This is a genomic window from Sphingomonas sp. BL-S-25 (assembly GCF_055521555.1).
This window is the reverse complement of the sequence record NZ_CM145486.1, coordinates 4,409,283-4,421,315: the sequence shown is the minus strand read 5'-3', so window position 1 is coordinate 4,421,315 and position 12,033 is coordinate 4,409,283. Positions and strand designations below refer to the sequence as shown.

Here is a 12,033-nt window from a genome sequence, read left to right as displayed (position 1 = left end):
CGCGCGGCGCGCCCTTTCGGCGATGGTGCTGGACGATGACGATGAGCGAGCGAAGCTGATGGCGGAAACATCCGCGGACCCGATCGATCATGGCGTGCGCCTGTCGCGGCGGATGGTGGTTGCCGGGTTGATCGCTGCCCCCTGGGGCCTGCCGGCCGAGGCCGCGCCCGCGCGCTCCGCAGCGACGCTGATCGCGGCGGCGCGGCGGCAGGTCGGTGTTACGGTCGCCTATGATCCTGCCTATAGCCGCCTGGCCTTTCCCGGTGGCGACGTGCCGCGTGCCAAGGGGGTGTGCACCGACGTGCTGATCCGCGCCTATCGCGACGCCTTCGGGCTCGATCTCCAGGCGCTGGTCAATGCCGATATGCGCAGCGCCTTTTCGGCCTATCCCAAGCGCTGGGGGTTGAAGGCGCCCGATCGCAATATCGACCATCGCCGCGTGCCGAATCTGGCGGTGTTCCTGTCCCGCAAGCGGGCGCGACTTCCGATCCCCGCCAACGAGCAGGGCTGGCGGCCGGGCGATATCTTCACCAGCCTGATCGGCCGCCGGCTGCCGCATACCGGCATCGTGTCCGATCGGGGCCCGGGCTGGGTGATCCACAATATCGGCCGCGGCGCGCGCGAGGAGCGCGCGCTGTCGGATCACCAGCTGACGGGCCGCTTTCGCTGGGCGCTGGACGGCTGATCGTCGGGTGGAGAGACCGAGCCGTTCTACTTCGGCTTCGAATAGGTCAGCGTCACCATCGTCGTGCCGTCCTGCTGCGAGGCCATAGCCGACACCTTGGTGCCATTGCCTTCGGCCGACAGCATCGTCACCTGGTCGGACGGCACGTCGGAGGTCAGCTTCATTCCGTTCTTCGTGAAGGCGTCGCGGTAGAATTTGGTGACCGCAGCAGGCGCGTCCCTAGTCTCGAGACTGGCCACGGTGGAGGTGCCGCTATTCGTCTTGCTCTCGATCACAGTCTTGATCGTCGCGCCGGGATAGCGGGGCGCATAGGCAGGCAGTTCGGCCTTGTCGGCGGCGGCGCCGTCGACGGTGCGCATCTCGCCCTCGCTCGTCTTGATCGTGGCGGTGCCGGCCTTCTCGTCGCTGCTGTAGGTGGTGCCGGCGACCGTCGTCGACTCCTCGGACGAGTTGCAGCCGGCAAGAACGACGAGACTGGCAAGCATCAGGAAACGCATGGTGGAACCTCATCCTCGGTTGGGGGCGGAACTGCCCGATAAGTCGATTGCGTTGGATCAGCGCGCGCTGCGACGCTCGGTCGACGGTGTGTCGCCGCTTGCCACGTCCCAGGTAGCGATTACCTCGCCGGACGCGGCACTTTCGATCGCGACCTGATCGAAGACGACGCCGAGCAGGCAGACGGGCCGCCGGTCGCGGCCGCCCGGCTGGTGACAGCGCACCGGCCCCGTGCCGCCCGGCATGCCGGCGATCCGGCCGGACAGGCGCAGATGAAAGCCGCGCGACGTGTCGAGCCGGTCGTCCGCGATGCGTTTTGTGATCTGATAGGGCTGGCCGTCGCGACGCGCCTGACGCGGGCCGTCGGTCAGGAAGACCTGGCCGATCGCCAGCGTTTCCTCCGCCGGGGTTGCGGGCCCACCTTCTGCCTGTGGTGTCTGCGGACAGGCTTCGCTGGCAGTCCAGGGCCGGGGGATCCAGAACCCCTCGATCGTGGCGATCCCCTCAGGCGCGCTCTGGCGCCACCAATCTGCGGTAGCCCAGTCGGTCGGCGTCGCCTGGACGCGCAGGGTGCGGCGCTCGGCATCGTAGCGCCAGCGCATCGGGGCGGTGCTGGTCTGGTCGGCCGGACCGTCGCATCCGAACGGCAGGCGCAGCTCGAACCGCTTGCCGACCGCATCCGTCAGGCGATCGTCGATGCCGTCCCCCTGCGGGTCGGCGGCGAGGCGAGCGAGGTCGAGAAGCTCGGCACGGCCGATCATGGTGCGAACCACCGGCGGCGGCACCGGTGAGGGTGCGGCGAGCGGCGTGGGCGTCGCCACCGGTACCGGCGCGGTTGCGGTCCGCTCGCTGGTGTTGCGGCCCAGCAGGAAGCCGCCGCCGGCGAGCAGAATTGCCGCGGCGAGGGCGCCGGCAATGGCAAGGCGGCTGGTCCGTGAGCTTGGCTCCTGCATGAACTCTTGATAGCGAAACCTGGCGCAGCCTCCAGACCCTAATCGGTCGACATTTTCCGGCGGCGTCGAGGAGAGGCACGATCACGCGTCACAACATCACCGTCAGGCGTTTGGACTCGCGATGAACATCGACCAGATCCTGACGTTGCTGGTGCTGGCGGCCGTGGTGGCAGCGCTGATCTGGGACCGGGTCCGCTCGGACGTGGTCGCGCTGAGCGGCGCTGCGGTGCTGCTGATGACGGGCGTGGTCCGGCCGGTCGAGGTGCAGAGCGCCTTTGCCAGCCCCGCGATCCTCGCGCTGGCCTCGTTGTTCGTCATTGCCTATGCCCTCGAACTGTCCGGCCTGCTCGACCGCGCGATCGCGGCGGGGGTCAGGCTGTGCAAGCGAGCCGGGTCGGCCGGCATCTGGATGCTGCTGACGGCGATCGGATGCGTGTCCTGCTTCCTCAACAGTACCCCGATCGTGGTGCTGGGGGCGCCCGTGATCCGCGACGTCGCCGTGGCGATGAAGAAATCGCCCAAACTCTATCTGATGCCCCTGTCCTACATCACCGTGCTGACGGGCTGCTGCACGCTGATCGGTACCTCGACCAACCTGCTGGTCGACGACATGGCGAGCAATGCCGGCCAGCCGCGCTTCGGGATTTTCGAGATTACGCCGGTGGGATTGCCGATGGCGCTTGCCGGCGGGCTGTACCTGTTCCTGTTCAGCGCCCGGCTGATGCGCCGGAGCATCGGCCCGGACGATGCCGAGACGGTGACGACCGACTATGATCCCGACCTGACGATCGGCGGCGCCCAGGTCGGCCATGCGGAGCTGTTTGCCGAGCCGCGCCCGTTCCAGCCGGGCAAGGCGGCGATCGCCGGGGCGGTGTTCGTCGGCGCGATAGCCATCGCGGCCTTCGGCATCGCGCCGATCGCGGCCACTGCCTTTGCCGGGGCGGTGTTGCTGATCCTGCTCAAGGTCATCTCGGCCGACCAGGCCTATGGCGGACTGAAGCCCGACATCCTGATCCTGATCGCGGGCATGGTCGTGATCGGCATCGCGATGGACGAGAGTGGGCTGGCGGAGATCGCCACCCGCGCGCTGGTCGGATCGATGCACGAATTCGGGCCGCTGACCGCGCTGATCGTACTCTATCTCGCGACGATGGTGCTGACCGAGCTTCTGTCAAATGCGACCGTCGCGGTGCTGATGACGCCGATCGCGGTCGCGCTGGCCGAGAGCCTGGGGGTCAGCTCGCGCCCGTTCCTGGTCGCGGTGATGATGGCGGGCAGCGCCGCCTTTGCCACGCCGTTCGGCTATCAGACCAACGTCATCGTCTATCAGATGGCGGGCTATCGCTACATGGACTTCGTGCGGGTCGGACTGCCGCTGAACATCATCACCTTCGCGGTGGCGGTCGCGGCGATCACGATCTTCTTTCCGTTCTAGGACGTGCGCTCGCTCGAAAGGACACGGGCCAGTGCGACGAATTCGTCGACCGACACCGTTTCGGCACGGCGGCTGGAGTCGATGCCCAGTTGCTCCATCGCCGCCAGCGCACCGGGCACGGACTTCAGGCTCTGGCGCAGCATCTTCCGGCGCTGGCCGAAGGCGGCAGCGGTGAGGGATTCGAGCGTCTTGAAACGCACGCCCTCGGGTGCGTCGGTCGGCACGATATGGACGACCGCCGACATGACCTTGGGCGGCGGGGTGAAGGCCGAGCGATGGACGGTCATCGCGATCCGCGCGGTCGAGCGCCACTGCGACAGGACCGCGAGCCTGCCATAGGCGTCGCTGTCGGGCGTGGCCGCGATCCGTTCGGCAACTTCCTTCTGGAACATCAGCGTCAGGCTGGCCCACCAGGGTTTCCATTCCGCCGACAGCCAGCCGACCAGCAGCGCGGTGCCGACATTATAGGGCAGGTTGGCAACGATGTGCGGCTTGCCCGCGAACAGGGCAGGCGCGTCGACCTCCAGCGCATCGCCCTCGATCACGCGCAGCTTGCCCGGAAAGGCATCGGCCAGTTCGGCAAGCGCCGGGATGCAGCGCCGGTCGCGCTCGACCGCGATGACATTGCCGCCGGCCTGAAGCAACGCGCGGGTCAGGCCGCCGGGGCCGGGGCCGACCTCGAACACGTCCTGTCCGGCAAGGTCGCCCGGCACGCGCGCGATGCGGCCGAGCAACTGGCCGTCGAACAGGAAATTCTGCCCCAGCGCCTTGCTGGCCGAGAGGCCGTGGCGCTGGATGACGTCGCGAAGCGGAGGAAGATCGGGGAGCGAGTCGGTCACTGGCCTGCGCTGGCAGCGAGTTCGGCGCGGCGCAAGGCCGCCGAATGCGCCATGTGGATCGCGGCGATCATCGCGCCGGGATTTGCCTCATCCTTGCCGGCGATGCCGAACGCCGTGCCGTGATCGGGCGAGGTGCGGACGATCGGCAGGCCCAGCGTCATGTTGACGCCGTCATCGAAATGCAGCGTCTTGAGCGGGACTAGCCCCTGATCATGATAGGTGCACAGCGCAACGTCATAGCCGGCGCGGGCGCGGGCATGGAACATCGTGTCGGCCGCGAACGGTCCGACGGCGTCGATCCCCTCGGCGCGAAGCTGCTCGATCGCGGGTTCGAGAAACTCGATTTCCTCGCGCCCCAGCGCGCCGCCTTCGCCGGCATGGGGGTTCAATCCGGCAAAGGCGAGCCGCGGCTTCTCGATCCCGAAATTGCGGTACAGGCCGCGCGCGGTGACGCGGGCCTTCGCCACGATCAGCTCGACCGAGAGCATCGCCGGGACCTGGGCCAGCGGGACATGGACCGTAATCGGGACGACCCGAAGCGTCGGCCCGGCGAGCATCATGACTGCGTTGTCGACCGACACGCCACAGCGTTCGGCGACGAATTCAGTCTGGCCGGGATGGGTGAAGCCGATGCCGTAGAGCTGACCCTTGGACACGGGGCCGGTCACCAGCGCGCCGGCGGCGTCGGATCGGGTCAGGCCGACCGCCAGCTCCAGCGACTGGAGCGCGCAGCGGGCCCCCTCGGTATCGGGCAGGCCGGGAGCGATGTCGCCGCTGTCGGAGACCGACAGCACCGGCAGGGCAGTGTCGAATACGCCCAGGGCTTCGCGCGGATCGTCGATGCGCGCGACCGGACCCTGCCAGACTGCCTGCACCGCGCGGACATCCCCAATGGCGAAGAACGGCGCGAGGCTCTGTGCCTCGCGCGCCGCCCAGGCCTTGGCAGTGATCTCGGGGCCGATCCCGGCCGGGTCTCCCATTGCGATGGCCAGCGGGGCAAGACCGGTCATGCCCGCCGCCCCCCGCATCACCGATATTCGATCAGCGCGTCACGCCGCAGGTCGCGCATCATGCGAGAGGCGCGCAGGTTGGTGCGCTGGTCTTCCAGCTGCTCGCGGACCTGGTCGACCGACGGCTCCACATATTCGGTCGGATCGTCGCGGCCGCACAGCACCAGCACGCGCACGCCCTGTTCGAGCGAGCCGAAGGGCTGGGTGGTCTGGCCGACCTGGAGGTTGAGGATGATCTGCTGAAGCGCGGGCGGCAGGTCGCGGATCTTCATCGAATCGTTGTTGACCACCTCGGCGCCCAGATCCTTGGCGACCCGATCGACATCGCCGCAGCCCTTGATCCCGCGCGTGCCCTCGGCGAACTGCGCGGCGCGGCTCTGCGCCTGTGCCTCGCTGATCCCGGCTGGGAAGGCGATGGTCAGCTGCTTGAGGCTCAGCTTGGCATCGAGCGGGTCGGCAACGGCGATCTTGCGCTTCTCGGCCAGGTAGAGGACCGAATAGCCGCCCGGCACCTCGATCGGACCGGCGACCTGGCCGGGCTGCATCTCGCGGCCGGCGGCGGCCAGCTGATCGGGCAGCGTCGCGAGGCGGATCCATCCCAGGTCGCCACCGACTGCGGCGGTCGAGGACTGGGAATTGACGCGCGCCAGATAATCGAAGCGATCGCCCTTTCGCAGCTGCTCGATCACGCGCTGCTGCGCCGCGAACACCTCGTTGGCCCGGTCGGGCGTGGCGTTCATGTAGATTTCGAAGAAATGATATTCCTCGGTGCCGCGCGCAGCGCGCAGACGCTCGAGCATCGCATTGATCTCCGCATCCCCGACCGACACGTCCACGCGGCGGCGCAGCACGCGGCTCCAGGCAACCTCGCCCTCGATCTGGCGGCGGACCGAGCGTTCGGACGATCCGACCTGGCGCAGCCAGTTGCGCATCTGGTCGGGGCTGCGGTTCATGCGGCGACCCAGGCCGTTGAAGCTGCGGTCGATATCGGCCTTGTCGATCGTGATCTTGTCGGCGGCGGCCGCCTGGATCTGGAGCGTCTCGTCGATCAGCAGGCGCAGCACCTGAAGGCGGAGCTGGTCGCGATCCTGCGGCGTCAGCTTCCAGTCGTTGAGCGCGACCAGCCAGGCCAGGCGCTGCTCGACATCGGTGCCGGTGATGACATAGCCGTTCACCAGCGCAGTGGGCTTGCGGATGTTGGGATCGGCCTTGCCGAACAGCTGGAGGTTCGCAGGCATGTCCAGTCCGGACGGCGGCGGCGCAGTCTGGTCGTCATTCACCGTCTGAGCGGCGGCGGGCAGCGCGATCGCCGCCAGGCCAAGCATCAGCACGGTCTTGCGGGCCATGCGGATTGCGTTTGCAGCACCAGTCTTCACGTGGATATTTACCCTCATCCCATCCGGAGAATGCGGCGATTAATCGCCAATTGTGCCTGAACCAAGGCTTAGCGAAGCGCTACCGGCCCAGATTCTTGAACGACAGCGACAGGAGATAGCCATTGCCGCGTCGTGCGTCGCCGGTCGTCTGATAGTCGCGCCGCCACGTCAGGCCCAGCCTGAGGCAGTCATCCTCATAGGTCACGCCAAGCCGGTGACGCACCGGCTGGAAGCCGTCGGCGTCGGACAATATGTCCTCGTTGCGATCGGTCAAGTCGATCAGCATCGATCCCGACAGCGACCAGAAGCGCGCGACCTGCACACGGGCGCCGACCCGCGCTTCCTCGCGATCCTGAAGGTCCTCGAGCTCGGGGCCAATATTGCGGTTGAGGCGCAGATAGCCGAGCTGGACATAGCTGGCACGCGAACCGAGCGTCAGGTCGATCTCGTTGCGGCGGACCGCGAAATTGTCCTTGTCCAGCCGGTAGCGGTGGGTGAAGGTCACGAAGTCGCGGAAGCGCACCACGGTGCGGCCGACGAAGTCGGACACCTGGTCGCTCAGCCCCGTACCCTGGGGGAAGATCGACAGCTGGCCCGAGGCGAAGCGATAGCTCTGGCCGATATTGGCATCGATGCTGAAGCCCGGCAGGTACAGCGCATAGTCCACGCCCCAGGTCACACGGCTCGATCCCTCGAACCGGTCATAGCCGGGAAAGCGGTTGAGCGCGAAGAGGTTGGAATCCTCCAGGTCGACCGCGCGCGCGTCCTCGTTGGGGACGTTCAGGTTCGACACCTTGGGCGCGCCGACTACCTGCACGCGCGGGGTGATCCGCTGGGTCCCGCCCAGGAACTCGCCGACCAGCGGCCATTTCATGTCGAGTGCGACCGCGCCGACCGCGCGGAACTGGAACCCCTCGTCGCCGCGATAGCTCTCGACCGTGGTCAGCAGCGAATCGCGGGTGTTGTAGACATCGCCGCGGCCATAGGCGGTGAGGGTGATTTCCTGACCCCAGGCGGTCAGCCGGCGCAGGTCCCAGCGCAGCGAGGCGAAGGCGCGCTGCGAATCCTGGCCCACGTCGCGGGCAATCGCCAGCGTATTGAGCTGCATCTCGACCCGGCCGCCGATCAGGCCCTCGTCGAACCGCTTGCGATAGTCGATCTCGGGCAGGACGAAGGGCTGCAGCGCCTGGCGCTCTCCGACGCGCAGCGTCTGCACCGCCCAGCCATTGATCGCGAAATAGCTGTCGTCGGTGATCCGCTCGACACGGATATTGTTGCGCAGCCGGTCGTCGCGGCTGATGTCGTAGCGGCGCATGAAGGTGCGGTCGCTGGCGACGCGGATCGAGCCGCTGACGCTCCAATAGGGATCGAGCTGATAGCGGCCATTTCCGTCGATATAGCCGCGGAACGCATTCTTCGTCGTGAGTTCGGAGACCGGGACGGTCAGGTCGTCGGAGCGGCGGCTATAGGTCGCGTAACCGGCGATGCGGAACGCGCCGAGCGAGTTGAGCTCGCGATATTCGGCCTGCATCATCGGCAGCACGCCGGTATAGATGTGCGGCGTGACTGTCAGGTCGCGATTGGGCGCCAGCGCGAAGAAATAGGGGGCCGCGATCTGCAGCCCGTTCACCCGGGTGATGCGGACATCGGGCATCAGGAAACCCGAATCGCTGCGCCCGCCCGCGGGGTGCGAGAAGACGGGCAGCGGGATGGTCAGCAGATTGAAGATCGAGACGCGCGCCCCGGTATAGCGCAACCGCCCGCGATTGGGGTCATACACCACCTTCTCGGCGGTGATCTTCCAGCTCGGCTCCTTGGGACAGCCTTCCGAATTGGTGACCGAGCAGGGAGTATAAGCCGCGTTGCGGACGGTGATGATGTCGCCCTTGCGCTCGCCCTTCTCGGCGGCGATGCGACCGCCCGCCTCGAGCACCACCAGCATGTTGTCGACCACGCCGTCCTTCAGCGAGTCGGTCAGCTCGATCCGGTCGCCATAGGCCTCGTCCCCCTCCGGGTTGACGATGACGATATTGCCCTCGGCCACGACCTGGCCGGTCTTGCGGTTCCACACGACCTTGTCGGCGCGGAGCCGGTCGCTGCGCCGGTACATGCGCACGTCGCCGCTGGCGGTGACGGTGTCGACCCCTTCGTCATATTCGAGGAGGTCGGCGGAGAACTGGACCTGGTTGGGATCGTCGGGCGTCCCCGTGGGGGAGGGCGGCGCAGGCTCGACCGGGCGGTCCTGAAGATTGGCGGCGGGGACGTCCTGGTCCTGCGGCGCGACCTGTTGCGCGTCAGGCTCTGATGTCGGGGTAGAGGGTGCCGGTACAGGGTCGGCAGCTGGCGGCATGGTCTGGGCATGCGCCTGCGCCGTCATGCACAATGCCAGCGGCAGCGCACCCGAAAGCAACAGCGCAGTGCGCGTCACGTTCAATCCCACCTTTTTACTCACTCCCGCGCGACGCCTGATCTGCTGCCCTATCGCACCGGTTCGTGCGTCGCAACGTCGCGTTGCTCTCCAACGCACGAGCGGGCAAACAGGGGCCATGCAGGTCGATTTCTACCATCTGACACAGCTTCCGCTCGAGCGTGCCTTGCCACAGATCGCCCAGAAGATACTGGAAAGCGGCGGAAGATTGCTGATCGTGGCCGATGACGAGGCGCGCCGCGGACAGATCGACCAGCTGCTCTGGACCTATTCGCCGGAAAGCTTCCTCCCGCATGGCCAGGCGGGCGGCGAGGATGATTCGCGCCAGCCGGTGCTGATTGCCGGGTCGCCTGACCCGACCAATGGCGCACGGCACATCGCGCTGATCGACGGCATCTGGCGCGACGAGGCGCTCGATTTCGACCGCGCCTTTCACTTCTTCGACGAGGAGCGGATCCGCGAGGCGCGGGCGGCGTGGAAGGGGCTGGCCGAGCGCGACGGGATCGAGCGGCGCTACTGGAAGCAGAACGACACCGGCCGCTGGGAACAGGCGGCCTGACGCGACTGCATCATTATGGCATCTCCCGCGGGTTGCATCAGAGGCCGCCCGCGACTAGAGAGCCGCGACTTTTCCACAATCTAGCATATGGAGCCGCACGGCCATGGCCGCGACCCGGACCTTTTCGATCATCAAGCCCGATGCCACCCGCCGCAACCTGACCGGTGCGGTCACCAAGATGCTCGAGGAAGCCGGCCTGCGCGTCGTCGCTTCCAAGCGCCTCCTGCTCACCAAGGAGCAGGCCGAGGGCTTCTACGCGGTCCACAAGGAGCGCCCCTTCTTCAACGACCTGGTCAGCTTCATGACCTCGGGTCCGGTCGTGGTCCAGGTGCTGGAAGGCGAGAACGCCGTGCAGCGCAACCGCGACATCATGGGCGCGACCAATCCGGAGAATGCCGAGCCGGGCACGATCCGCAAGGAACTGGCCGAATCGATCGAGGCCAACTCGGTCCATGGTTCGGACTCGGAAGAAAATGCCGCGATCGAGATCGCCTATTTCTTCAAGCCCGAAGAGATTGTCGGCTGAACCCGGCTTCTCTCGAAGCTTTTCGGAAAAGGCCGGGGCGGCGCCTCGGCCTTTTTCATTTGGGGGCCGCCAGCGCCCCGGTCTAGGAATTTCCGATGCTGCGCCTGTCCGGCCTTTCCGTCCCGCTCGACCATCCGCCCGAGGCGCTGCCCCAGGCAATCTGTCGCCGGCTGGGCATCGAGGCCGAGGCGCTGCACGGTTTCTCGATCTATCGCCGCGGCAATGATGCGCGCCGGCGCAGCGCGATCCAGCTGGTCTATACGGTCGACGTCGAGCTGGCGGACGAGGCGGAGGTGCTGGCGCGCTTCGCCGGCGACAAGGATGTCCGGCCGACCCCCGACATGACCTATCGCCCGCCGGTCCGGGCGCCCGGGGGCTGGGGCGGGCTGCCCCCGGTCGTCATCGGCGCGGGGCCCTGCGGATTGTTCGCGGGGCTGATCCTGGCGCAGATGGGGTTCCGCCCGATCATCCTCGACCGCGGCAAGGTGGTGCGTCAGCGGACCAAGGACACTTGGGGCCTGTGGCGCCAGGCGAAGCTCGATCCCGATTCCAACGTCCAGTTCGGCGAGGGCGGGGCGGGGACCTTTTCCGATGGCAAGCTCTATTGCCGGGTGAAGGATCCGCGCTTTCTGGGCCGCAAGGTTCTGGAGGAATTCGTGCGGGCCGGCGCGCCCGACGATATTTTGTGGGAGGCGCATCCGCATATCGGCACCTTCCGCCTGGTCTCGATGGTCGAAAGCATGCGGCGAACGATCGAGGAACTGGGCGGCGAATATCGCTGGCAGACGCGCGTCGACGATATCGAGCTGGAACGGCTCCCCGATGGTCGTCAGGGCGTGCGCGGGCTGCACCTGCACGACGGCAGCTTCCTGGAGGCCGACCATGTCGTGATGGCAATCGGTCACAGCGCGCGCCCGACCTTCGAGATGCTGCACCGTCGCGGCGTCCATCTGGAGGCCAAACCCTTCTCGATCGGGGTGCGAATCGAGCATCCCCAGGCTTGGATCGACCAGGCGCGCTTCGGCAATTGCGCCAACCATCCCGACCTGGGTGCGGCGGCCTATAGCCTGGCGCATCACTGCGAGAATGGCCGCACCGTCTACAGCTTCTGCATGTGCCCTGGCGGCCGCGTCGTCGCGGCGACCTCGGAAGAGGGCCGCGTCGTCACCAACGGCATGAGCCAATATTCACGCGCCGAGTTCAACGCCAATTCCGGACTGGTCGTGGCGATCGACCCCGAGCGCGACTATCCGGGTGGCCCGCTGGCCGGCATCGATTTCCAGCGTCACTGGGAGGATCTGGCGTTCGTCGCCGGCGGATCCAGCTATCACGCGCCGGGCCAGACGGTCGGCGACCTGCTGGCCGGGCGCGCCTCGAGCGCGCTGGGTGAGGTGACGCCGTCCTACAAGCCGGGCGTGACGATGACCGACCTCGCGCACTGCCTGCCGCCGTTCGTGATCGAGGCGTTTCGCGAGGCGCTGCCGGTCTTCGGCCGCCAGATCCCGCGCTACGATCATCCGGATGCGATCATGACCGGAGTCGAGACGCGCACCTCGTCGCCGGTGCGGATCACGCGCGGCAAGGACATGCACAGCCTGAATGTCGCGCGGCTGTTCCCCGCCGGAGAAGGCGCGGGCTATGCCGGTGGCATCCTGTCGGCCGCCATCGACGGGATCAAGGCGGCCGAGGCGGTCGCGGCGAGCATCACCGCCGCGCGCTGACCCGCC

11 protein-coding genes are annotated in these 12,033 nt (G+C 67.3%); 5 read left to right on the top strand and 6 right to left on the bottom strand.

What is annotated here, in order from left to right; translation table 11 throughout:
* Positions 1–58: 58 nt before the first annotated feature.
* Complete coding sequence (locus ACZ1H8_RS21340) at positions 59–685, top strand: DUF1287 domain-containing protein (protein ID WP_465179247.1); 627 nt, start codon at positions 59–61, stop codon at positions 683–685.
* Positions 686–711: 26 nt separating this feature from the next.
* On the opposite strand, the gene ACZ1H8_RS21335 is transcribed toward ACZ1H8_RS21340, so the two are convergent.
* Together ACZ1H8_RS21335 and ACZ1H8_RS21330 are read right to left on the bottom strand one after the other, a co-directional pair.
* Complete coding sequence (locus tag ACZ1H8_RS21335; RefSeq protein ID WP_465179246.1) at positions 712–1,182, bottom strand: hypothetical protein; 471 nt, start codon at positions 1,180–1,182, stop codon at positions 712–714.
* Positions 1,183–1,239: 57 nt separating this feature from the next.
* A complete protein-coding gene (locus tag ACZ1H8_RS21330) occupies positions 1,240–2,133 on the bottom strand; it encodes a hypothetical protein (protein ID WP_465179245.1) in 894 nt (297 codons plus the stop codon).
* 121 nt (positions 2,134–2,254) lie between these two features.
* Here ACZ1H8_RS21330 and ACZ1H8_RS21325 point away from each other — a divergent pair, with 121 nt between their 5' ends.
* On the top strand, positions 2,255–3,568 hold the full coding sequence (locus ACZ1H8_RS21325; RefSeq protein WP_465179244.1) for an SLC13 family permease: 1,314 nt from the start codon (positions 2,255–2,257) through the stop codon (positions 3,566–3,568).
* Here the strand turns inward: ACZ1H8_RS21325 and rsmA are convergent.
* The 4 genes from rsmA to ACZ1H8_RS21305 all read right to left on the bottom strand — a co-directional run bounded on the left by rsmA (position 3,565) and on the right by ACZ1H8_RS21305 (position 9,170).
* A complete protein-coding gene (rsmA, locus tag ACZ1H8_RS21320; RefSeq protein WP_465179243.1) occupies positions 3,565–4,407 on the bottom strand; it encodes a 16S rRNA (adenine(1518)-N(6)/adenine(1519)-N(6))-dimethyltransferase RsmA in 843 nt (280 codons plus the stop codon). The genes ACZ1H8_RS21325 and rsmA overlap by 4 nt on opposite strands.
* Positions 4,404–5,417 (bottom strand): 4-hydroxythreonine-4-phosphate dehydrogenase PdxA, encoded by a 1,014-nt coding sequence (pdxA, locus tag ACZ1H8_RS21315; protein ID WP_465179242.1) that lies wholly within the window; start codon positions 5,415–5,417, stop codon positions 4,404–4,406. The genes rsmA and pdxA overlap by 4 nt, the downstream gene beginning before the upstream one ends.
* 17 nt (positions 5,418–5,434) lie before the next feature.
* Complete coding sequence (locus ACZ1H8_RS21310; RefSeq protein WP_465179241.1) at positions 5,435–6,763, bottom strand: peptidylprolyl isomerase; 1,329 nt, start codon at positions 6,761–6,763, stop codon at positions 5,435–5,437.
* 109 nt (positions 6,764–6,872) lie between these two features.
* The gene (locus ACZ1H8_RS21305) at positions 6,873–9,170 is read right to left on the bottom strand and encodes an LPS-assembly protein LptD (RefSeq protein WP_465181446.1); all 2,298 of its coding nucleotides are present in this window, start codon (positions 9,168–9,170) and stop codon (positions 6,873–6,875) included.
* Between the two features lie 169 nt (positions 9,171–9,339).
* Between ACZ1H8_RS21305 and ACZ1H8_RS21300 the strand changes: the two genes are divergently transcribed.
* The 3 genes from ACZ1H8_RS21300 to ACZ1H8_RS21290 all read left to right on the top strand — a co-directional run bounded on the left by ACZ1H8_RS21300 (position 9,340) and on the right by ACZ1H8_RS21290 (position 12,027).
* Positions 9,340–9,780, top strand: a complete 441-nt coding sequence (locus ACZ1H8_RS21300; RefSeq protein WP_465179239.1) for a DNA polymerase III subunit chi — start codon at positions 9,340–9,342, stop codon at positions 9,778–9,780.
* Between the two features lie 103 nt (positions 9,781–9,883).
* Complete coding sequence (gene ndk, locus ACZ1H8_RS21295; protein ID WP_465179238.1) at positions 9,884–10,306, top strand: nucleoside-diphosphate kinase; 423 nt, start codon at positions 9,884–9,886, stop codon at positions 10,304–10,306.
* Between the two features lie 95 nt (positions 10,307–10,401).
* Positions 10,402–12,027 (top strand): NAD(P)/FAD-dependent oxidoreductase, encoded by a 1,626-nt coding sequence (locus ACZ1H8_RS21290; RefSeq protein ID WP_465179237.1) that lies wholly within the window; start codon positions 10,402–10,404, stop codon positions 12,025–12,027.
* Positions 12,028–12,033: the final 6 nt, after the last annotated feature.

Coding starts and splice junctions, on each gene's coding strand:
- ACZ1H8_RS21330 (WP_465179245.1), bottom strand. CDS start 2,133: ATGCAGGAGCCAAGCTCACGGACCAGCCGCCTTGCCATTGCCGGCGCC.
- ACZ1H8_RS21290 (WP_465179237.1), top strand. CDS start 10,402: ATGCTGCGCCTGTCCGGCCTTTCCGTCCCGCTCGACCATCCGCCCGAG.
- ACZ1H8_RS21310 (WP_465179241.1), bottom strand. CDS start 6,763: ATGGCCCGCAAGACCGTGCTGATGCTTGGCCTGGCGGCGATCGCGCTG.
- ACZ1H8_RS21340 (WP_465179247.1), top strand. CDS start 59: ATGGCGGAAACATCCGCGGACCCGATCGATCATGGCGTGCGCCTGTCG.
- ACZ1H8_RS21335 (WP_465179246.1), bottom strand. CDS start 1,182: ATGCGTTTCCTGATGCTTGCCAGTCTCGTCGTTCTTGCCGGCTGCAAC.
- ACZ1H8_RS21305 (WP_465181446.1), bottom strand. CDS start 9,170: ATGACGGCGCAGGCGCATGCCCAGACCATGCCGCCAGCTGCCGACCCT.
- ACZ1H8_RS21325 (WP_465179244.1), top strand. CDS start 2,255: ATGAACATCGACCAGATCCTGACGTTGCTGGTGCTGGCGGCCGTGGTG.
- pdxA (WP_465179242.1), bottom strand. CDS start 5,417: ATGACCGGTCTTGCCCCGCTGGCCATCGCAATGGGAGACCCGGCCGGG.
- ACZ1H8_RS21300 (WP_465179239.1), top strand. CDS start 9,340: ATGCAGGTCGATTTCTACCATCTGACACAGCTTCCGCTCGAGCGTGCC.
- ndk (WP_465179238.1), top strand. CDS start 9,884: ATGGCCGCGACCCGGACCTTTTCGATCATCAAGCCCGATGCCACCCGC.